The organism is Sulfitobacter pontiacus, from assembly GCF_040790665.1.
Classification (GTDB): Bacteria; Pseudomonadota; Alphaproteobacteria; order Rhodobacterales; family Rhodobacteraceae; genus Sulfitobacter; species Sulfitobacter pontiacus.
Genome location: NZ_CP160849.1, coordinates 1,844,264 through 1,866,047 on the forward strand (window position 1 = coordinate 1,844,264; position 21,784 = coordinate 1,866,047).

The 21,784-nt window shown below is 60.0% G+C and carries 18 protein-coding genes and 2 pseudogenes; 16 read left to right on the top strand and 4 right to left on the bottom strand.

All coding sequences use genetic code 11. The features are described 5' to 3' along the window. Positions 1-23: 23 nt before the first annotated feature. The 4 genes from AB1495_RS09055 to AB1495_RS09070 are packed head-to-tail and all read left to right on the top strand — an operon-like array spanning position 24 to position 1,979. Complete coding sequence (locus AB1495_RS09055; RefSeq protein WP_074635217.1) at positions 24-257, top strand: biotin/lipoyl-containing protein; 234 nt, start codon at positions 24-26, stop codon at positions 255-257. Continuing rightward, positions 254-925, top strand: coding sequence for a 2-oxo acid dehydrogenase subunit E2 (locus AB1495_RS09060; protein WP_074635218.1), 672 nt, complete (start codon positions 254-256; stop codon positions 923-925). The genes AB1495_RS09055 and AB1495_RS09060 overlap by 4 nt, the downstream gene beginning before the upstream one ends. Continuing rightward, positions 922-1,620 (top strand): hypothetical protein, encoded by a 699-nt coding sequence (locus tag AB1495_RS09065; protein ID WP_074635219.1) that lies wholly within the window; start codon positions 922-924, stop codon positions 1,618-1,620. Before AB1495_RS09060 ends, AB1495_RS09065 begins: the two co-directional genes overlap by 4 nt. A gap of 56 nt (positions 1,621-1,676) precedes the next feature. Then, the gene (locus AB1495_RS09070; RefSeq protein ID WP_074635220.1) at positions 1,677-1,979 is read left to right on the top strand and encodes a DUF1330 domain-containing protein; all 303 of its coding nucleotides are present in this window, start codon (positions 1,677-1,679) and stop codon (positions 1,977-1,979) included. Between the two features lie 210 nt (positions 1,980-2,189). On the opposite strand, the gene AB1495_RS09075 is transcribed toward AB1495_RS09070, so the two are convergent. The 3 genes from AB1495_RS09075 to AB1495_RS09085 all read right to left on the bottom strand — a co-directional run bounded on the left by AB1495_RS09075 (position 2,190) and on the right by AB1495_RS09085 (position 5,729). Then, positions 2,190-3,956, bottom strand: coding sequence for a sigma-54-dependent Fis family transcriptional regulator (locus AB1495_RS09075; RefSeq protein ID WP_159431864.1), 1,767 nt, complete (start codon positions 3,954-3,956; stop codon positions 2,190-2,192). A gap of 167 nt (positions 3,957-4,123) precedes the next feature. Then, positions 4,124-4,906 carry an SDR family NAD(P)-dependent oxidoreductase gene (locus tag AB1495_RS09080; protein WP_074635222.1) on the bottom strand — a complete coding sequence of 261 codons (783 nt, stop codon included), beginning with the start codon at positions 4,904-4,906 and terminating at the stop codon, positions 4,124-4,126. A gap of 46 nt (positions 4,907-4,952) precedes the next feature. Then, entirely contained in the window at positions 4,953-5,729 is a 777-nt protein-coding gene (locus AB1495_RS09085; protein WP_074635223.1) for a CmcJ/NvfI family oxidoreductase, read from the bottom strand. A 157-nt stretch (positions 5,730-5,886) separates the two neighbouring features. On the opposite strand from AB1495_RS09085, the pseudogene AB1495_RS09090 reads away from it, so the two are divergent. The 10 genes and pseudogenes from AB1495_RS09090 to urtE all read left to right on the top strand — a co-directional run. After that, positions 5,887-6,012, top strand: a pseudogene (locus AB1495_RS09090) (LysR family transcriptional regulator); the annotation flags it as partial. A gap of 55 nt (positions 6,013-6,067) precedes the next feature. Beyond that, positions 6,068-6,663 (top strand): annotated as a pseudogene (locus AB1495_RS09095) (DDE-type integrase/transposase/recombinase); the annotation flags it as partial. Positions 6,664-6,866: 203 nt separating this feature from the next. After that, entirely contained in the window at positions 6,867-7,937 is a 1,071-nt protein-coding gene (locus tag AB1495_RS09100; RefSeq protein WP_074635225.1) for a malate/lactate/ureidoglycolate dehydrogenase, read from the top strand. 165 nt (positions 7,938-8,102) lie between these two features. Next, on the top strand, positions 8,103-9,239 hold the full coding sequence (locus AB1495_RS09105) for a TAXI family TRAP transporter solute-binding subunit (RefSeq protein WP_074635226.1): 1,137 nt from the start codon (positions 8,103-8,105) through the stop codon (positions 9,237-9,239). 94 nt (positions 9,240-9,333) lie between these two features. Then, positions 9,334-11,328, top strand: coding sequence for a TRAP transporter fused permease subunit (locus tag AB1495_RS09110; RefSeq protein ID WP_074635227.1), 1,995 nt, complete (start codon positions 9,334-9,336; stop codon positions 11,326-11,328). A gap of 339 nt (positions 11,329-11,667) precedes the next feature. Further along, positions 11,668-12,960, top strand: coding sequence for an urea ABC transporter substrate-binding protein (urtA, locus tag AB1495_RS09115; RefSeq protein WP_005851848.1), 1,293 nt, complete (start codon positions 11,668-11,670; stop codon positions 12,958-12,960). A gap of 75 nt (positions 12,961-13,035) precedes the next feature. Further along, positions 13,036-14,970, top strand: coding sequence for an urea ABC transporter permease subunit UrtB (urtB, locus tag AB1495_RS09120; protein WP_074635228.1), 1,935 nt, complete (start codon positions 13,036-13,038; stop codon positions 14,968-14,970). A 3-nt stretch (positions 14,971-14,973) separates the two neighbouring features. Further along, the gene (urtC, locus tag AB1495_RS09125; RefSeq protein WP_074635229.1) at positions 14,974-16,140 is read left to right on the top strand and encodes an urea ABC transporter permease subunit UrtC; all 1,167 of its coding nucleotides are present in this window, start codon (positions 14,974-14,976) and stop codon (positions 16,138-16,140) included. Next, a complete protein-coding gene (gene urtD, locus AB1495_RS09130) occupies positions 16,137-16,889 on the top strand; it encodes an urea ABC transporter ATP-binding protein UrtD (protein ID WP_037943507.1) in 753 nt (250 codons plus the stop codon). The genes urtC and urtD overlap by 4 nt, the downstream gene beginning before the upstream one ends. Next, positions 16,882-17,577, top strand: a complete 696-nt coding sequence (urtE, locus tag AB1495_RS09135; protein ID WP_074635230.1) for an urea ABC transporter ATP-binding subunit UrtE — start codon at positions 16,882-16,884, stop codon at positions 17,575-17,577. Before urtD ends, urtE begins: the two co-directional genes overlap by 8 nt. On the opposite strand, the gene AB1495_RS09140 is transcribed toward urtE, so the two are convergent. Then, a complete protein-coding gene (locus AB1495_RS09140; RefSeq protein WP_074635231.1) occupies positions 17,574-19,970 on the bottom strand; it encodes a PAS domain-containing sensor histidine kinase in 2,397 nt (798 codons plus the stop codon). The two genes, urtE and AB1495_RS09140, sit on opposite strands and share 4 nt — an antisense overlap. Before the next feature lie 282 nt (positions 19,971-20,252). Between AB1495_RS09140 and AB1495_RS09145 the strand changes: the two genes are divergently transcribed. Next, the gene (locus tag AB1495_RS09145) at positions 20,253-21,224 is read left to right on the top strand and encodes a mechanosensitive ion channel family protein (RefSeq protein ID WP_074635232.1); all 972 of its coding nucleotides are present in this window, start codon (positions 20,253-20,255) and stop codon (positions 21,222-21,224) included. A gap of 24 nt (positions 21,225-21,248) precedes the next feature. Then, complete coding sequence (locus tag AB1495_RS09150) at positions 21,249-21,764, top strand: DUF421 domain-containing protein (protein ID WP_037943516.1); 516 nt, start codon at positions 21,249-21,251, stop codon at positions 21,762-21,764. Positions 21,765-21,784 lie beyond the last annotated feature (20 nt).

The following is a 21,784-nucleotide window of genomic DNA, read 5'->3' on the forward strand; positions in this document are numbered from 1 at the left end:
CCGAACAGGAAAGGACACTTCAAATGGCAACAGATATCGTCATCCCATCCGACCTCTGGGAAGAGGACGAAGAAACAGTGATCACCGGCTGGCTTGCTGATGATGGCGCGACCGTCGAAGAGGGCGCACTCGTGGCCGAGATAATGACCGCCAAAGTGCAATACGAGATTAACGCACCGGCTTCTGGCACACTGCGGATCAAGGAAGAGGCCGATGCCGTTGTGCCCAAGGGCGCCGTCATCGGGTCGGTCGAATGACCAAGGTCGTCCCTCTCAAGGGCGTGCGCGGCATGATCGCGGATGCCATGACCAAAAGCCTCGCGACAGCCGCGCAGCTGACCCACCACGGCAGCGCCGATGCGACGGCGCTGATGGCCGAAAAAACACGCCTGGACGCGGCAGGTACCAAGATATCTGTCGAGGATCTCTTGATGCTGGCCGTGGTGCGTGCCCTGAAAAAGAACCCCGACGCAAACGGACGTGTCGAGGGGCGCGAGGTGCATTTGTCTGATGCGGTTGACCTGTCGGTGGCTATCGCCTTGCCCGGCAATCTGTTGGTCGCCCCTGCCATGTTCGGTGCCGATGCGATGGATGTAACCGAATTGCGTGCGGCGCGGCAGGATCTGGCCGCACGGGCCAAGATCAACAAGCTGACCGTGACAGAAATGACCGGCGGCACATTCACCGTCTCCAACCTCGGCCTCACGCGGGTGGAACATTTCACGCCGATCATCAACGCAGGGCAAATCTGCATCCTTGGTATCGGGCGTTTTACGGATCGCGCGGTGCGGGGCGAGGATGGCGGGATCGAATTGCGCCCCCATGTGGGCCTGTCGCTGACCTTTGATCATCGCGCGCTTGATGGCGCACCGGCGGGTGATCTGCTGACCTCGATCTGCGAAGAGATCGAAAGGATGGCGGTGTGAACGCACCTCTCACATATGTGGAGGGCGTGGCCGAGGGGCTTGCCCTTGAGGCAGCGGCCTTCGCGGCGCAAGGCGCTGTAACCTGTCTCTGGAGCCCACGCCGCCGCGCGCTTGTCTGTCCGGCAAGCCTGAGGCTCAAGCCCGGATTTGAAACGGCGAAGCGTAATTCAGCCACGCGCGGCTGGCCGTTACATCTGCGCCCCACGGGCGGCGGCGCGGTCCCCCAAGGGCCGGGGGTCTTAAACCTCGCGCTGGCGTTTACCGCTGATCGGACGTTCACCATCGAGGATGGATACCGCCTGATCACACGGATCATTCAGAATGCAATCCCCGCCGGTTGGGCAACGGGTGCGACCCCGAACAGCTTTTGTGACGGCGCATGGAACCTGTCCCTGAAGGGCCGCAAAGTCGTTGGCACGGCACAGCGCATACGCCCTGTCGGCAACGGGCAGCGCCGCATTCTGGCGCATGCGCTGATTTTGGTGGAGGGCGATCTGGCCGCCGGGGCAGCAGCCGTCGATGCGTTTCAGCGTGACCTTTCCCTTGGCCCAATTGACGCAGGTGTTCACACGACGTTGGACAGGGCCATCCCGTCGCAGCGTGATCCGATGAACACATTGGCTGCATCACTTAATGAAATAGCACAGCGCGACATTCTGCGCGCAACACAGCATTTAGGTCGCCGAGCGGCCTGAACCCAAACCCGCGTTAACAACAAGGGTAATCGATACCAAAGAGGAGGAACCAATCCATGACAGCCTATTCAGTTCTGGCCGTGACACCCACCGGCGACAGCTGGATCCCCGGATATATCGAGCCGGTCGGCAAGATCATCGCCAAACATGGCGGCAAGTATATTGCGCGCACAACCAGCCACGAACAGGTCGAGGGGGAAGACCAGCCCGCAGCCCTGCGCGTGATCCTTGAATGGCCGAACACGCAAGCCGCCCGCGACTTCGTGAATGATCCGGACTACGCGCCCTATCTCGAGGCCCGCCACAAGGGATCGACCAGCGTTCATTTCATCATCGACGGCAAGGACGAGCTTGCCTGAGAACCTTAAGATACCCAGCGATGTCCTTGCGAATTCCGCAACTGCCGACGGCCTGTGAGGACGCCAAGATAAGCCAAATAAACCCACAATGTGATTGTGATCTGTACTCTATCACACCTCGCACGTGAGGTTCGGCGAAATGACGGAGCAAAGCGCTCCGGTCGCCTTTGACAGGCAGTCCTTATTTACGCGACGGTGGGCCGGCCTGTTTCAGGTCGGCCGCCGGATCTCGTATAACTTCAGTTTCCGGTTAATCGTTGCGCGCCCCATGCCAAGTACGCGAGCAGCTTCGCTGACATTCCACCGACTGTTGCTGAGCGCATCAAGGATCATGCTGCGTTCGTCATAGGCGGTTACCGGATTGGCGGCTACAATGGCGCAAACCGGTTCCGGTATCGCAGCGGCCAGAGGAGCGCCAACACAGGCTTGTTGCAAATCAAGCAGGTTGATCCGGTTGTCCTGTGCCGTTGCCAATGCGTTCTGAAGCGCGCCGCGCATTTCGCGGACATTGCCATGGAACGGTAGGCGACAAAGCGCATCTTTGGCCTCGGCGCTGAAGGTGACGTTACAACCGGTCAGCTGCGCGCACAGGGCCTGTGCCAAAACCTCTGGATGTTCACGTCTTCGAAGCGGGGGCAGGAAGACCTTTGAGCCTGTTAGAAGATAAAATAGGTCGTCTCTGAAATGCCCCGCGTTGACGGCGTCTATCAAAGGTTTGCGGCTGGTGGAAACCACACGCAGGCGGCTGTCATGCCCATAGGCATCCGTTTGGTGGCGGTGTTCTTCCTGTTCATTCAGGAAACGTCGCAGCTCTGCCTGCGAAGTGCGCGGCAACTCGTCCACATTGTCAAACACCAAGGTCGCGCGGACGCCCTTGCCATAGGACATTCTTGAAACGACGCGGGCTTGCTCAATGACCCTGCGCAAATGGTCTGTGTCGGCGTCACTCTCGCCAAGCGTCGCACAATCCAGATCGAAAACCGGTGCGTCAGGGGCATCGGTTTGCAGCAATGCGGCCACAAGCGCGGATTTCCCGGTTCCGGTTTCGCCTTCCAGATGCAGCATGGCTGTGTCTTCCAACATGGTTCGCGCACGGCGACAGGCGGCAGCCATGCTATGACTTCCGGTCGCCAACTGCTGTAGCGATGGTGGCAAGCGCCGTTTGCGCGCAGGGCCGGGCGGCAGCGGCTTGGGCATCCGTTGGGGTGCGGCGGTCTTTGGCACAGCAACCGTCAGGTTCACGGCGGCACCATGATTGGCTGGAATCGAAAGTACCCTCTCGAGCACATTCACCAGCCGATTGCTGTCGACGTGAAAGATCGCCTCGAACGCCTGACCTCTCAGCGATGCAGCGTTTGCACCGTCAATGCAGGCGGAAACGGTCGAAGTGGCACCGATAATCATCCCTGCCTCGTTCACGGCGACCAGTGCATCTTCGGATAGGACGTGATCACGCCCCACACGCGAGACCGTCACAAGCATCGCGTCGTTGAATTCCTTTTCAAACAGGTTGCGCTGAATGCGATGCGCAGTCTTTGCCAACAGCTGCTGCCCAAACAGATAATCGGCGCGATTGCCCCGATCGACAGAGACAAGATTGATTGCACCAATCATCCCCCCGTTGGCATCCAGAACCGGAACGCCGGTACAGGCGAACTGTCTGAGCGTCGAAAAGTAATGATCCGCACCGCGCACAGTGATTGCGTGGCCCGTCCGCAAGGCCATGGATACGCCGTTTGTACCGGCCACGCGTTCGTCCCAACATGACCCAAGAGCGATGCCGTTCCATCCGTCAGAGCCACTCGTCGCCCCGCTATGCTCGATCCGAACAGAGACGCCATCGGCGTCGGTGACAACCAGACAATGACCGATTTCGCCCGCGACCGAAGCGAGATGTTGAAAGAAGCCCTGCCTGCCGCCGGTGCTCTCGACAATCTGTTCAAGTCGGGGGGCAACTTCGGAGGATTGGAGGCGCATGATAGGCCGCCCGGTATCGTGCCGCAGGTTATACTGCCGCGCACACCGGTCCCAGGATGCGGCAATCGCATCCGTTTGATTTGAGGTAATGAAACCTCTCATCACGTCTCCTCCCGACTCTTAGCTTAATGCGCAATCCCCTTGATCGGCAAACGTTTTGGGACGCCTCAGGTGCCAGCCAACTCGCGAATAGCCGCCATCAGTTGCGCGACATGTGCGCGGTCGGCGGCGGCGGGATGGGGCCGTGCGATGCGTCCTGCGTCGTTGTCGTAATACTGCCCCGAGGCATTGGCGAATTCCTCGGACACTGCCGCACGGCGCAGGATGTCAGCCCCGATCCGCAGGTCATTGCCCGCCATTCCATAGGATTCCTTAACCATTTTTGTGGCAAGAAGAGACCCCGGGTTGACCGAGACAAACACCGGCCCTTCGGGGTGTTCGCGCGCCAATTCCTGCGACCAGATTGTCAACGCCAGCTTGCTTTGCGCGTAGGCTTCATTGTGGCCAAGCTGTTGCTCACCGCGCATGGCCTTGATGTTGACGGGCGCTTGTGCTGCTGAGGAAAGGCTCACCACGCGACCGTCTTTTGGGATGATCGGCAGCAGACCAACGGTCAAAGCCCAGGGCGCGATTGTGTTGACCATGAAACGCACGTCCAAGCCGCTGTCCGTCTGTGTGTTCGGAACCTTCAGAACCCCGGCATTGTTGATCAACACATCCAGGGTGTCATGTTTGGCACGGACATCTGCCACCAAGGCGTTAACATCCTCCAGCAACGAAAGGTCAGCGCGGTAGGTTTCCGGATCGCCCCCGACCTCGCGTGCCGCGGCTTCCAACTTGTCCGCGCTGCGCCCGTGCAACAGGACGTTGTGGCCCTCGGCAGTCAGCGTCTTGGCTGTCAAAAGGCCGATCCCGTCCGTCGCGCCGGTGATAAGAATTGTCTTGGTCATGTGAATGTCTCCTCAGGTGTGCAAGGCGCGGGGGGGGGGGCGCTCTTTAATAGCGAACCAACGTACGGCTCTCGATGCTTTGGCGGGGCGCCGTGACTGTCGGGGTCTCGACCAGATCAATCGCACTGTGGCCAACGCAGGGGCGGCCGGAATTGTCGTAAATGTTGAAAAACGCGACCTCGTCAGGCGTCATCCGCGAGCGGTAAACCCATTCGTGCGCGTCGTCTTTTGCCAACCCCATCACCTGGCCTTTGCGATCGGGGTAGATCAAGTCAATCACGATCCAATCTGCGTCTCTGACCGTCGACGGCCGAATAAAGCCAAGAGGAGCCGAATTGATCGGGTTCGCGATCGGGCGCCAGACGTTGATAAAGGCATAATGACCCCGCGCCCATTCATCGGCCTGTCCGGGGCCAAGAATATCCACAAGACGCCTTTCCGCACCCTCGCGGCTATAATCGCTGTGGACGTGGCGGGCCGGGCGGCGCTTGGCCTGCGGATCATCGATGCGCACTGTATGATCAAAGGTGATCACCTCTGTTGCGCCAACTTCCTGTTTCAATAGATCGGCCAGTTCGGCATCATATCGGCTTTGCCAATTGCCACCTTTGAAATCCAATATAGCCGTTGGGGAGTTGGCAAAAGCAAAGCCATCCTCTGCAAAATCCGTGACGGCCTCGCAGTTCCGTTGATCCTTCACTGCGATTTTGGCTGCGGAAAACTCCGGCTCGATGAGGTTGCCAGCAATGCCATCCACATCAATTTCGAACGCCTGCCGAAACGGCTTGTGGACGTGATAATTCACGGTTCCGGTCTGTGTCATCAGAGCCTCCTTTCCATCATGATCGGGCCAGTCTGCTCGGCGGATTACCGCAAAAGCCTTGAGTTGATGTCATCCTTAGGATGCGAATTTATACCTTGTACTTCGCGCAATAAACTGCCGGGAGTGGAGTTCACTTTCTTGATTTTGGGTATAATTGATGGACGCCGATCACCTGCGATTATTTGTAATGGCAGCAGAGCGGCTCAATATCAGCGCTGCGGGTCGTGAACTTGGCCTTGCACCTGCCGTGGCAAGCGCCCGCCTCGCCAAGTTGGAAACTGAATAGCCCCTAGATTTGTAGACGCTTTCTTCCCTAACTTTGAGGCAAGGAGGCCGTTATGGGGAAGCCAAATTTCAGTGACGATTTCAAGCGCGATGCCGTCCATCAGATAACAGTGCGGGGGTATGCCGTTCGCGAGGTTTCACAACGGTTGGGCGTTAGTACATATTCGCTCTACAAATGGATGAAGTTCTACGCAAAAGCTGCGTCACAGACATCATCTGTTGACCACGAAGCTGAGAGCCGCAGGCTCAAGCGTGAGTTGGCCCGTGTGGCCGGGATCCGCGCAGAGATCGGGTACAAACGTAAGCTGGGCAAGTATGGTGGAAGGCCGTCAGTCGTCGTCGACAACACGTTAGACCGGCAGTTTGATGTGACAGCGCCAGAGACCGCCTGGGTGTCCGATATCACTTACATCAAAACCTATGAGGGGTTTCTCTATCTGGCGGTTATCATCGACCTCTACTCACGACGTGTGATCGGCTGGGCGACACAATCGCGGCAACCAACAGACCTCGTGCTGCAAGCCCTTCTGATGGCTGTCTGGCGACGCAAACCTAAGCGACGCGTCCTGATCCACACGGATCAAGGCTTGACGAATATAGGAGCTTCAATGCGGTCGCCGAGAGCTTCTTCAACCTGCTCAAACGGGAACACAACGGGGAAACCCAAGCTGCCCCTGGGCACCATTTAAACTCTCCGTTGAAAACTTTCCCGCCGTAGACGCCGGCGTTGGCTCCTTCCGCTTCCGATGACCCTCCGGCTTGCAGTTTCCGCTTCTTGGCGCGAGGCTGCGATCGTGGGCGTTCGCTTTGGGAGAGGCGGCGTGGACAGCATATTTGGGGGAGGACAGACCGATGGCGGTTGATGCGGGGCGGTTGACGGATTTTGCTACGGCTATTTTGGCGCAGGCAGGGAAGGATGCAGGGCGGGCGGCGAAGGTTGCGACGCGGTTGGTGGGGGCTAATCTGGCAGGGCATGACAGCCACGGGGTGGGGATGATACCCGCCTATGTGGACGGTATTCTTGCAGGGCAGTTGGACGCTGCGGCCGATATCGAGCTGGTGCAGGACAAAGGACCGTTCCTCTTGGTCGATGGCCTCCGTGGCTTTGGCCATATCGTGGCAGAGCAGGCGATGACGCTGGCGATTGATCGCGCGCAGACCCACCATTTCGCGATGCTGTCCCTGCGCAACAGCTTCCACCTTGGGCGGTTGGGCGACTGGGGCATCATGGCGGCGGAGGCGGGGTTTATCTGCATCCTATACGCGAATGTTCAGTCCGCGCGACCGCTCGTGGCACCCTTCGGCGGCAGTGATGCGCGGTTTGTCACGAATCCTTACTGCACGGCGATACCGGCGACCGAAAAGCATCCGATGTTTGTGCTGGATATGGCGACCAGTACCATCGCCATGGGCAAGGCGCGTGTGGCTCAGCTTAGCGGCAAGCCCGCGCCCGAAGGAGCGTTGATTGATGCGCAGGGCAATGCCACGCGCGATCCGTCGGTGGTATTTGACGGTGCTGGCGGGGCGTTGACGGCCTTCGGGCAGCATAAAGGGTTCGGGCTCGCCTTGCTGGGGGATATCTTGGGTGGATCGTTCAGCGGGGGCGGGGCCTATGCGCCCGAGCGCGAGGTGCCCGACCGGATCGTGAACAACATGATGGCGATCTTGATCGATCCGAATGTCTTTGGTCTTGCGCAAAGCTTTGGTGTGGATGTGGACAGCTATACAGATTGGGTCAAGGCATCCCCGGCAGCGCCCGGCACGGCGGGGGTGCAATTCCCCGGCGACCCCGAAAGGCGCAGCACGGCAGAGCGATCGGCCAAGGGTATTCCGCTGGATCCAGGCACATTGGCGCAACTGTCGGAGGCGGCGCGCAAGGCGGGTGTTCCCGCGTCAGAACATCTCTGCTCTACCTCTGATTGACGTCACCCTGCGCAATCGCGCCTCTCGCGGTCTTTTGTTGACTCAAGGAAAGGCGGGCTCTTATCCTCTTCCACAGGGCGGAACCACGTTTCACAAGAAAACGGGCCGCTAACCCTGCCGCAGACGCGAATGTTTAGCGCCGCAGGAATTTCTGGGAGGAAAGATATGAACGTATTGAAGACGACGGTCGTGGCATTTGGGTTCACGGCTTCCATGGGGGTCGCGCAGGATCTGGACCTGCCGCGTCAACTGAGCTGGACAGCCTATGACACCGGGTCGGCGGGCTATAATCAGGCCGTGGCAATCGGTGCTGCGTTGCAAGATGCCGCGGGGGTGAACCTGCGCGTGCTGCCGGGCAAGAACGACGTGTCGCGCACAGAGCCATTGCGACAGGGGCGGGTTGAATTCTCGGCCACGGGTGTGGGCGGTAGTTTTATGGCGCAGGAAGGTGTGTTTGATTTCGGGGCCGAAAACTGGGGCCCGCAGCCGATCCGCGTGCTGCTGGCGAACAACGGTGGCGCGATCAACCTTGCGGTCGGTGTCGCGGGCGATCTGGGGATCGAGACCTATGCCGACCTCAAGGGAAAGCGCGTGTCCTATATCGTGGGTGCCCCTGCATTGAACGTGAACACCGAAGCCTATCTGGCCTATGGCGGCTTGACCTGGGACGATGTGGAGCGGGTTGATTTCGGCGGGTTCGGGGCCAGCTGGACCGGCCTGATCGAAGGGCAGGTCGATGCGGCTTTTGCGTCGACCAACTCGGGCAAGGCATATGAGGCCGAAGCGGGGCCGCGCGGGCTGTTCTGGCCGCCGATTGATCCCGACGACACCGAGGGTTTCGCCCGCATGCAGGAAATTGCCCCCTTCTTCACGCTGAACAAAGCCAAGGTCGGGGCCACCATCGACGGGACCGACGGCTATCAGGGCGCGGGCTATGCCTATCCGGTGCTGACCTCGATTGCGGCCACGGACGAAGCGCTGGTCTATAATATGACCAAGGCGATGGTAGAGCTGTTCCCGAAATATGACGGCAATTCCCCCGGCATCGGTGGCTGGGCGCTGGACAAGCAGAACATGGAATGGGTGGTGCCCTACCACGAAGGGGCGATCCGCTATTTCGAAGAAGTGGGCGCTTGGTCCGACACCGCGCAGGCGCATAACGACAAACTTGTGAAACGCCAAGAAGCGCTGGCCGCGGCATGGGAAGCGACGAAAGCGTCCAACCCCTCTGACTGGGAAGCCGCTTGGTCAGAGGCGCGCCGCAAGGCCTTGGCAGACGGCGGGTTCTCTGTCGTTTTCTGAACCTTTCCAAAGTTCGGGGCGGGCTGGTCATGGTGCCGGCCCGTTCCTGCTGTGCCGCTTACCGGCCCGTACCCCCTAATATGAAAGCGTTTTTATGACCGATCCCGATACATCGCGCGCCTCGCAGCCGAAGTTCGAGGAGGTGGCGATTGACGGTGCCACCCCGGCAGAGCGGATCTCGGGGGTGGCACGTTGGGTCGTGGTGATCACGACGCTGCTGTCGCTGGTGCTGGTGGTGAACCAGCTTTTCAACCTTCAGCTTTTCGGGATTGTGCTGATCGACGGGCGGTATCTGTATATCCTCGGGGGGATGTTCCTAGCGTTGACGTTCCTGATCTTTCAGGCCCGCGGCGGCAAGGGGGGGGAGCCGACACTGCTGGACTGGGTGCTGTTTGCCGCTTCGGTCGGGACCACGGGCTATCTGGCGCAGACCGCGCAGCAGAACCTGTCGCAGGGGTGGGAATATGCAGCCCCTGAAACGGCGCAATATGTCTCGGTCATATTCTTCTTCCTGATCCTAGAGGCAACGCGACGGGCAGGGGGGCTGGTGTTGTTCCTGATCGTCACCCTCTTTGCCTTTTACCCGACATTCGCGGGCCACGTGCCGGACCCGTTTTCGGGCTTTCAAAGCACGTTTCTGCAAACGGTACCTTACCATATCTATTCCGCCGAAAGCTCTTTCGGCATTCCGATGAAGGCGTTCGGCGGCGTTGTCATCGGCTTCATCCTGTTCGGCGCGGTGCTGCAACGGACAGGCGGCGGGCAGTTTTTCAACGATCTGGCGCTTGGGCTTGTGGGCGGCTACCGCGGGGGCGCGGCGAAGGTCTCTATCTTTGCCAGCGGCTTTATGGGGTCGATGTCCGGCTCTGTCATTTCGAATGTCTTGACCACGGGGGCGGTGTCGATCCCCGCGATGCGCAAGACCGGATTCTCGGCCAAGACCGCCGCCGCGACAGAGGCCTGCGCCTCGACTGGCGGGGTATTGATGCCGCCGATCATGGGGGCGACGGCCTTTGTCATGGCGTCCTTCCTGTCACGCCCCTATGTCGAAATCGCCTTGGCCGCCGCGATCCCCAGTCTGTTGTTCTACTGGGGGCTTTTCGCGCAGATCGACGCCTACTCCGCGAAACGCGGGCTGCGCGGATTGCCCAAGCCCGACCTTCCGCGCCTGCGTCAGGTGATGATCGAAGGCTGGCCCTATATCTTCGTTTTCGCGCTGCTGCTCTATATGATGATCGGGCTGCGGCAGGAATCCTCTGCGCCCTTCTATGCGACCGCGTTGCTGCTGGTGGTGAACCAGTTCCGCGCCAGCCATCGTCTGAACCTGAGCCGCCTTGGCAATATGATCGTCGGTGTCGGCATGGGGCTGTCAGAACTGACCGCGATCCTGCTGGGCGTCGGGCTGATCGTCGGGTCGTTCTCTGCTACAGGGCTGGCGGGCACATTGGTGAACGAGCTGGTGTTTCTGGCCGGCGACAGCACGTTGATCCTGTTGCTGATGGGGGCGATCACCGCCTTTATCTTCGGCATGGGGATGACGGTGACCGCCTGCTACATCTTCCTTGCGGTGGTGCTGGCCCCCGCGCTTGAGGCCGGCGGGCTGAACCAACTGGCGGTGCATCTGTTCATTCTCTACTGGGGCATGGTCAGCTATATCACACCTCCGGTAGCGCTTGGGGCTTTTGCGGCCTCTACCATGGCGGGGTCCAACCCGATTGCCACGGGGTTCGAGGCGATGCGCCTTGGCGGTGTGATCTATATCGCGCCCTTCTTCTTTGTGTTGAATCCTGCGTTGATTGGTCAGGCCCCCGCGTGGGAGGTCGTCGTCGCGCTGAGCTGTGCGATGATCGGGGTGACCCTGATCTCGGCGGCGCTGCAGGGTTACATCAGCCTTGTCGGCCCGATTGAAGGCCGTGGGGCGCTACCGATGCGGGTGGCGCTGTTCTTTGGCGGCGTGCTGATCGCCATGCCGCAGAACGATCTGGCCGGTTTGGGCTACAGCCTGTCCTTTCTCATCGGGGTCGCCCTTTGTGCGCTGCCGATGTTGCGGGCGTGGCAGGCGACCTCCGCCGCGCGCGTTACCCCCTAAGGCGAAGGTGGCGGCGCGCGCTTGTCGCGCGCCTTTCCCCGCAGCCGTGTGCCTGCCGGTTACATTTTAAGCGATCCCGATCTTTGGTGCCAAAAAATGAGGCGCGGCTAGGGGCGTGTCCTGTGACATGCCATTTTTTCTAGCGACTCCGCCACTGCCCTAGGCATCTTGGCCTTGTGCCGACACAGGCAACACCGTCGCACGGCAAGCGATCCTGGCAGATGTAACAAGCCATGCGACGATCACAACAATATGCTGCGCCTCCTGTCTAACGTGCTTGGGGGCCCCGGAAAAGTGCGTTCTGACGCGCGGGGTAGCAGCGCCAACAGGGGATAGAAGATGACAACATTCACCAAACTCGCCGCCTGCGCGACCGCTGCATTGATGGGCTCCACCTCGCTGGTGATGGCGCAGGACTGTGCCGATCCGGTCAAGGTCGGCGTGCTACACTCGCTGTCGGGGACCATGGCGATTTCCGAGACGACGTTGAAAGACACCATGCTGATGTTGATCGACGCGCAGAACGAAAAGGGTGGCGTATTGGGCTGCGAGATTGAGGCGGTCGTGGTTGACCCTGCCTCCGACTGGCCCTTGTTCGCAGAGAAAGCGCGCGAGCTGCTGACCGTGAACGAGGTCGACGTGATCTTTGGCAACTGGACCTCTGTGTCGCGCAAATCCGTGCTGCCCGTGATCGAAGAGCTGAACGGCCTGCTGTTCTACCCCGTGCAATACGAGGGCGAGGAATCATCCAAGAACGTGTTCTACACCGGTGCCGCGCCCAACCAGCAGGCGATCCCTGCGGTTGATTACTTCCTCGAAGAGCTGGGGGTCGAGAAATTCGCCCTGCTCGGGACCGACTATGTCTACCCGCGTACCACCAATAACATTCTGAAATCCTATCTGATGTCCAAGGGCATTGCCGAAGAAGACATCTTTGTGAACTACACCCCGTTTGGCCATTCCGATTGGGCCACGATCGTTGGCGATGTCGTTGCACTGGGGCAGGACGGCAAGCAGGTTGGCGTTGTGTCGACCATCAATGGGGACGCGAACATCGGTTTCTACAAAGAGCTCGCCGCGGCGGATGTATCGGCGGATGATATCCCCGTCGTTGCCTTCTCGGTGGGCGAGGAAGAACTGTCGGGGCTCGATACATCGAACCTTGTCGGGCATCTGGCGGCGTGGAACTACTTTATGTCCGCAGACACTCCTGCAAACGCTGAATTCATCGAACAGTGGAAAACATCCATCGGCGACGACAAACGCGTGACCAATGACCCGATGGAAGCGCATTACATCGGCTTCAACATGTGGGTGAATGCGGTTGAACAGGCTGGCACCACCGATGTCGATGCCGTGCGCAGCGCGATGTACGGGCAGACCTTCCCGAACCTGACCGGCGGCACCGCCGAGATGCTGGTGAACCACCACCTGTCCAAACCCGTGCTGATCGGCGAGATCACGGCAGACGGTCAGTTCGACATCATCAGCCAGACCGATCCGGTGCCCGGCGATGCCTGGACAGACTTCCTGCCCGAAAGCGCTGTGCTGACCTCCGATTGGAAAGATCTGGAATGCGGCATGTACAACACCGAAACGGAAACCTGCGTTCAACTGACCTCTAACTACTGATCCTGAACGCCGGGGCGGGCAGGCTGACTGGCCGCCCCATCACCTTATTTCCCAGACTTACCACAAGGGTTCCCTATGTTCCGCCACCTGTTAATGCTCCTCTGTTGGGTGGGCATCGTGGGAACGGCACAGGCGCAAGATTTGCAGCCCGTGCTTCAAGCTCATGCCGATGAAATTGCCAAACCCTCGCGCAGCTCTGTCTCTGTCGCGCTGGATGATCTGGTTGCCTCCGGTGCGCCGCAGGTCAGCGCGTTTCTTGAACGCTGGCAGGACAAAGGGGTCTGGCAACGCGACGCGGATGGTGTGTTCTTTTTCGGCACCGAGACAGGCGACACGCTGGCCTTGCGCGATATCGACAGCGATGCGGAAAGCACGGCACCTGCAAGCGGGTTTTTGCAGCTGAAACCCAATGGCGGGGTGCGCCGCCTGATCGGCACTGCGCTTGTGCAGTTCCAACTGACCGACCCTGACCTTGCACGCCGTCAAAGCGCCGTCGATTCAATCGCCCGCCGCCCAGAGGCGGACCAACTGGCACCCCTGCGCGCCTCGGTCGGGGCAGAGACAGACGCGGCGCTGAAGGCCCGCAAGATCCAGCTGACCAACTTCCTCTCTGCCAGTTTTGGCGACACAGCCGCCGATCGTATCGCCGCGATCACATCAATGGCCAGCGATACCTCGATCGAGGCGCGGGCGGTGATGAACCAGATTCTATCGACCAAAACAGCGACGCCGTCTGAAACACCCAGCGGCAACGTCGTACGGGTGCTGACACCGAGAGAGGATATTTCACCCGATGCGGCCTATGCGCAGCTTGTGGCGGCTGATCTGGCCCCTTCGCCTGTGCCCCCCGCCGCGATCCGCGACGCTTTGGCGGCGAACGTTGTCAACGGGCGTGTGGGTGGTATCCCGACAGCGCGGCTGAATACCGATGCGGCGCGTGCGACGGCCTATGCCGCACTTGCCGCTGCGGGCACCGTGCCGCCGCTGGTGACTGCGCGGGACCAGCAAGATGCCATCGCAGGCATGACGTTCTACGAGGTGTATGATGAGCCCGACAGCGCCGTCACAGACGCCGCGCGGGCCGCGCTCGACAGTATCGAGACCCGCGTCGCCGCCGCGCAAACCCTTGACCTGACGCTGGACGCGCTGTCGCTCGCGTCGATCTATTTCCTTGCCGCTATCGGCCTTGCCATCACCTTTGGCGTCATGGGGGTCATCAACATGGCCCATGGCGAGTTTATCATGATGGGGGCCTATACCGGCTATGTCGTGCAGCTGTTCGTGCCCGATTACACGCTGTCGATCATCATCGCCCTGCCGCTGGCCTTTGCGGTCACATTCGCCGCCGGTGTGGTGATGGAGCGGTTGGTGATCCGGCACCTCTACCACCGTCCGCTAGAGACGCTGCTGGCGACTTTCGGGATCTCTATCGCTTTGCAGCAACTGGCCAAGAACATCTTTGGCACGCAGGCCCGCCCGCTGACCTCTCCGGCTTGGCTGGACGGGGCTTGGGTGATCTCGGATGTGATCCAGATCAGCTATATCCGCATCGCGATCTTCGTGTTGGCGCTGCTGTTCCTGGGGCTGATCCTGTTTGTGCTCAAACGCACCCGACTGGGGCTAGAGGTGCGCGCCGTGACGCAGAACCCCGGTATGGCGGCCAGCATGGGCATCAACCCCGACCGCATCAACATGATGACCTTCGGCCTTGGCTCAGGCATCGCGGGGATCGCGGGGGTAGCCATCGGCCTTTATGCCAAGGTCACGTCCGAGATGGGGGCCGATTACATCGTGCAATCCTTCATGACCGTGGTCGTGGGCGGCGTCGGGAACGTCTGGGGCACGCTGGCTGGGGCCTCGCTTATCGGGTTCCTGCAAAAGGGGATCGAATGGTTCAACCCGTCCAATACCCTCGCGGCACAGACCTATATGGTGCTGTTCATCATCCTGTTCATTCAATTCCGTCCCAAGGGCATCGTTGCCCAAAAGGGTCGGGCAGCGGCGGATTGATCCATGCGTAAAACATTCATTTCCGAAAACCCTTCCGTCCTGTGGTTCATCGCGCTGTTGGGGCTGTTTACCCTCGCGGTCGCCATCGGGTCAGAGGCGACAGGCACGGGCCTTATCTCTACCTCTATGGTCAAGACCTTGGGCAAAACGCTGTGCCTGTGTCTGATCGCCATCGCGATGGATGTGGTCTGGGGCTACTGCGGTATCCTGAGCCTCGGTCATTTCGCTTTCTTCGGCATCGGCGGCTATGCCATCGGCATGTGGCTGATGTATGCGCGGACCGAAGGCATCGTGTTGTCGAGCCTTGAAGGTCAGGTGATCCCGCCCACACCGCAAGAGGTGCAGGACGCCATCGGTAACCAGATCTTCGGCGTCGTTGGCAGCTCTGACTTTCCGTGGCTCTGGGCCTTTTCCGACAGCCTGTTCCTGCAATTGCTGATGGTGGTGATTGTGCCGGGGCTGCTTGCGCTAATCTTTGGCTGGCTGGCGTTCCGCAGCCGTGTCACGGGCGTTTACCTGTCGATCCTGACGCAGGCGATGACGCTGGCGCTGTCGCTGTGGCTGTTCCAGAACGACAGTGGTCTGCGCGGCAACAACGGGCTTTCCGGTTTGCAGAATATTCCGGGGTACGAAGACACCTCGCAGGCGACCATCAGCCTTGTGTTCTTTATGGGGTCGGCGCTGGCGCTGGCGCTTGGGTATATCCTCTTTGCATGGGTGGTATCGGGCAAAATGGGCAGCGTGGTGCAAGGCATCCGCGATAACGAGGCCCGCGTCCGCTTCCTTGGCTACCGTGTGGAACGCTACAAGCTGTTTATCTTTACCCTGACCGCCGTGATCGCCGGTATCGCCGGGGCGCTTTATTACCCGCAGGCGGGTATCATCAACCCGGCAGAGATCGCGCCGATTGCATCGATCTATCTGGCGGTCTGGGTCGCGATTGGCGGGCGCGGGCGGCTTTACGGCGCGGTGATCGGGGCGGCATTCGTATCCTTGCTGTCCAGCTGGTTCACGGGCGGCGGTGCCCCTGCCATCAATCTGGGGTTCTATACGATCCTATGGACCGACTGGTGGCTGGTACTGCTTGGCGTATCCTTTGTTTGCGTCACCTTGTTCTTCCCCAAGGGGATCGGCGGCCTGTTTGATTATCTGGTGAGGAAACCGTCATGAACGATACCCTGTTAGAAGTCTCCGGCGTGTCGAAATCCTTTGACGGGTTCAAGGCGATCAATAACCTGTCGATCCAAATCGCAGAGCCGGAACTGCGCGCTGTGATCGGGCCGAACGGGGCGGGCAAGACCACCTTTATGGACATCATCACCGGCAAGACGCGCCCCGACAGCGGCCATGTCGTCTGGGGAGAGCGGAATATATCGCTGCTTGGTATGTCAGAGGCGGATATCGCGAACGAAGGGGTGGGGCGCAAGTTTCAGAAACCCACCGTGTTCGAAGCGCAGACCGTGCGGCAGAACCTTGCCATGGCGCTGAAGAATCCGAGGGGGCCGCTGGCCGTCCTGCTGCACCGCAAAACCCCGTCCAACGCGGCGCGGATCGAAGGCATTGCGGCAGAGATCGGCCTGACCGACAGCCTGACCCGCATCGCCGGAGAGTTGAGCCACGGGCAGAAGCAATGGCTTGAAATCGGCATGCTGCTGGCGCAGGAGCCGCGTCTGCTGCTGGTCGACGAACCCGCCGCCGGCATGACGGTTGAGGAACGTGAAAAGACCACCGATATCCTGAAACGCGCTGCCAAGACCCGCGCCGTGGTGGTGGTCGAACATGACATGGAATTCGTGCGCAGGCTCGACTGCAAGGTCACGGTGCTGCACGAAGGATCGGTGCTGGCCGAAGGCAGTCTTGACCACGTGACATCCAACCCGAAAGTGATCGAAGTTTATCTGGGGCGCGGCCATGCTTGAAGTTGAAAATCTGGACCTGCACTATGGTCAAAGCCGCATTCTTTACGAGGTGTCCTTTCAGGCCCCCAAGGGGCAGATCACGACCTTGATCGGCAACAACGGGGTCGGCAAGACCTCCACCCTCAAGGCGATTGCCGGGCGGCATCCGGCGTCGGCGGGCACGATCACCGTTGATGGAACTCCCGTGCGTTTGACCACGGCCTTTCAGGCGGCGAATGCGGGCATTGCCTATGTGCCGCAGGGGCGCGAGGTTTTCCCGATGATGACGGTAGAGGAAAACTTAGAGACAGGGTTTGCCTGCCTGCCCAAGGCCGACCACCACATTCCCGATCACATCTACGATCTGTTCCCTGTCTTGCGGGATATGAAGGCGCGGCGCGGGGGGGATCTGTCGGGCGGGCAGCAGCAGCAGCTTGCCATCGCACGGGCGCTGATCACGCGACCGCGGGTCTTGTTGCTGGACGAACCGACTGAAGGCATCCAGCCCAATGTGATCCAGCAGATCGGGGATGCGCTGCGGTTGCTGCGCACCCAAGGCGACATGGCGATTGTATTGGTCGAACAGAATGCCGATTTCGCCTATGCGCTGGGCGACAGCTTTATCGTGGTCGAAGGCGGGCGCAACGGGCCGCGTAAGCTGAAGGCCGATTACACCAAGGATATGCTGATCGCCGATCTGGCGCTTTAGGCCACCATCGCCACGTCGGGGTCTTCGGTCGAGGGGCAGGTGAACCAGAATACGGTTTCCTCCCCCGGCACACTGTCGAACCCGATTTCGCCGCCCATGGCCTCTACCAGATGGCGCGAGATATTGAGCCCAAGCCCGGTGCCACCGCGCTGTCGCGTGTTCGATGCCTCGGCCTGCGAGAACGGCTGGAAGATGCGTTCGCGGAACTCCTCTGAGATGCCGTTACCCAGATTGGTGACAGAGATTTTGGTCATGTCGCCCACTGGCGCTGTGGTCACTGTCACGGCGGTTTCGGGGTAGGCGAACTTGCAGGCATTGGACAAGAGGTTGGTCAGCACCTGCATGATGCGGTTCTTGTCGGTCAGCACGTGGTGATCGGGATCGGGCGTGTCTACGTCGATCTCGACCTTCCATTCGCTGGCATAAGGCTCTACCTGCTCGGCGGCGAGGGTGACGATATCGCCCAGCTTCTCCGGTTTCGGCACAACGGTCATGCTGCCTGCGTTGATCTTTTCCATGTCCAGAATGTCATTCACCAACGCGACAAGCCGGTCGCAGTTGGCCGTGGCGATCTGCACCAGACGCACCGCGCCGGCATCCGGATCGTCCTGTGTCTGGGCCTCGAGCAGCCCCAACGCCCCCTTGATAGAGGTCAGCGGCGTGCGCAGTTCGTGGCTGACGGTGGCGACAAAGTCGTGCTTCATCTGTTCAAGTTTGTTGCTTTCGGTGATGTCGATCTGAATACCCAGCATCCGCAGGGCGCGCCCGTTCTTCGCCCGCTCTACCACGACCGCATCCGATTTGATCCAGCGCCAGTTGTCCTGACCAACGCGGATGCGAAAGCGGGCCTCGGCGCGGTCGGTCATCCCGTTCAGACAGGCGAGTTCGATCTTCTTGACCACCGCCGCATCATCGGGATGCACATGCTGCATCTTATCGTAATAGGGGTTCTGACAGGCGGGGTCAGCGGGATGGTGCATGATGTCGCGCCATGTGTCCGACACTACAGATGTGCCATTTTCCAGATCAATGTCAAAGACCCCGATATGCGCACTGCTGAGCGCGAGGCTCCACCGTTGTTCGGTTTCCGCGATCTTGAGCGTGCGGCGTTCGCTGTCGGTGATATCGCGCAGCATCAAGGTGATACGCGTCTCTGCGTCGGCGGTAAGCCAGGTGTTCTTCTCGACCTCAAGTGTGCGGGGTTCTGTCGTACCTTTGTGGGGCGGCACCACGACTTTCACACCGCCGTCGGCACGGTGGATGTCGACCTCGGGGAGCAGGTCTTGCACGAAGTCGCCCGTCGCGTCCTTGCGGTGCCCGGCAGCGATCAGATGCTGTCGCGCGGCATCGTTCAGATGCAGTATTTCCCCCGATTGCCGGACCGAGATAATCGGCAGCATCGCGTTTTCGAGGATTGATCGTTTCTCTTGGTGTTGCGTCTCAAGCTCGCGGGTTTTGTCGGCCACCGTCTGGTTGATGGTCAGATTACGTTTCAGGATCACCGACTGGATGATCAGGATCAGCGCCGTGATGGTCAGCGACAGCGCCAGCACGATCCATTTGGCGTTGTTCGGTTGCGCGGCCTCGAAGGCCGGGGTGCTGGCCCAGTGCAGGGTCATGCGTTGGCCATAGCCCGTATGGTTACCTGAAAATTCAAAGGCCGGGGCGGGGGCATCGCTGGCGACGGTTGGATGGTGCTGGAACGGGGCGCCATTCTCATCATAGAAGGACACATCCAGCGTGATGAGGTCATTTTGCGCGGCGAAGAGATCGCTAAAGATTTCGTCCACATCGACCATCGCAAAGGCGACGCCCAGAAACGCCGCATCAGGATCGCGGGTGCCGTCAGAAGCGGCGGCAGGGCGGAAAATCGGTTTGATCAGCAGGGCATGGCAATTTTCACCGTGGAGCGCAGGGGTTGTCGAAAGCGTCTTGCCACTTGCATAGGTGGCGAGGGCCGTGGCCAGAAGATCTGCGTTGCTTGAAAACTCTGTCCCGACCATGCCGGCGAAGTTTTCCGTCGGTGTGGCGCGCTGGATCACGAAATCCTTCAGCGTGCCGTCGGTTTCGTCATACACAGGGACGGCAAAGCCGATGGCATCTAGCACGTAAGAACCGTCTGCAATATGGACCGACGTCGCGTAGGTCTCCATATCCTGCGCCGTCACCTCGTCAGAGGCAGCGACAAAGCCCGCGACACCGTCGAGCGTCCTGCCGTATTCGTCGGCGCGCCGCCCCATTGACGACAGCCCTTGGCTGACCAACGCGTGAAACCTGTCCTGCGCTTGGACCTGCACAGTATTGCCCGCCACAAAGAAGAACAAAAAGGAAAGCCCGATGCAGACGCAAAGGGTAAACAGTTGGAAGTAGGCTAGCTTGCGCGGAATTGTCATCGTTGCCCTGTCACTCAGTCCTGCACAGAGGGTCGTACGCTCTGCATCTCTCGAATTTCTCTGCCATCGTTAATGGTTTCTGAAACTGGCGGAATTATGGCGCTGTTGCTCATTTCACACAAAGCGCTTGCGGCCTTGGACGTGTTTGCAGCGCATATACCAAGGGTGTTTCGGGAACCCGCCGCTGTTTCGGGTCGTTTGTCTTGGGGATGTGATCAAATAGCCACGTGAGAGCGGGCCTTTTGTGCACCCGCTGATTCAGTAACGAGTAAGGAAGACCCCATGGAAGAAGTCGACGCCAACCCCGGCCTGATTTTCGATAAACTTGACGGCTGGTTGGACGGCTTTTTCAGATTGCTCCCGAATATCGGCGTCGCGCTGGTTGTGGCCGTGGTGTTCTGGTTTCTGGGAATGGGCATCGGCGCGCTGATCCGCAAATCCGCCGGGCGCCGCGGACGCGAGAATCTGGGCGACGTGGGCGGGGCACTGATGCGGTGGGCCGTGACCATCATCGGCTTCATGCTGGCGGTGACCATCGTCGCCCCGACGGTCACACCGGGGGATCTGATTGCCGGTTTGGGCGTCAGCTCTGTCGCGATCGGCTTCGCCTTCAAGGATATTTTGCAGAACATGCTGGCAGGTATCCTGATCCTGCTGCGCCAGCCCTTTGAAGTCGGCGACCAGATCGTGTCGGGCGGGCATGAGGGCACGGTCGAAAAGATCGAGACCCGCGCCACGATGATCAAGACCTATGACGGTCGCCGCGTGGTGATCCCGAATTCGGACATCTATACAGACAGCGTGGTGGTCAATACGGCCTTTGACACGCGCCGGTCGGAATATGACATCGGCATCGGCTGCAGCGACGACTGGGATACCGCGCGCAAGGTCATGCAGGATGCCTGCGCCAGCGTTGAGGGTGTAGAGACCGACCCAGCCCCCGAAACGATACCGGTCGAACTGGGCGATTCCGCCAACATCGTCCGCTTGCGGTGGTGGACGAAGTCGGACCGTGCGTCGCAGATCCATACCTTCGGGGCGGTGCTGCAGGCGGTCTATAAAGCGCTGGATGAAAAAGGGATCGATATGCCCTATCCGACGCAGGTGCATCTGTTCCACGACCAGACCGAAGCCACCGACGGCGACCGCCGCGCGCAGCGCGAGGGGTGGCCCGCGGGCGAGGGCGACGTGCCGAAATCGCGTGCTCAGCAACGCGACGAGAAAGAAGAGAAAACGCGTCGATCCGACGCCTGATCAATCCAGAGAAGAAGGGATTATATGTTTTTCGACAATACGGTACTCGATGTTCTGGCCCGCGGCTTCGTGCTCAGCGGTGTGGCGCTGATCTGGATCATCCTCATGGTGCGGATCGTCGGGCTCAATTCCTTCTCCAAAATGACGAACTTCGACTTTGTGACCACCATCGCCTTCGGCTCTTTGCTGGCGGGGGCGGCGCAAGCGTCGGATTGGAAAGCCTTCTTCCAGACTTTGGTCGCGACCGCTTGCCTGTTCCTTTTCCAGTTCACGCTGTCCTATCTGCGCCGTCGGTCTGAAACCGCTTTGCATACCATCCAGAACGCGCCGGTCTATCTGATGGAGAATGGCAAGATCTGTGAAGAGGCGATGCGGGTCAATCGTGTGTCGCGCAGTGACCTGATGGAGAAGCTGCGCGAATCCAACGTCATGCGGCTGAGCGATGTGCGTGCCGCCGTCTTCGAGACGACGGGCGAAGTCTCTGTTCTATGCGGGGACGAGGTTGATGACGCGATGCTGGAATACGTCCAACGCGTCTAACCGATATACCTGAGTATTTA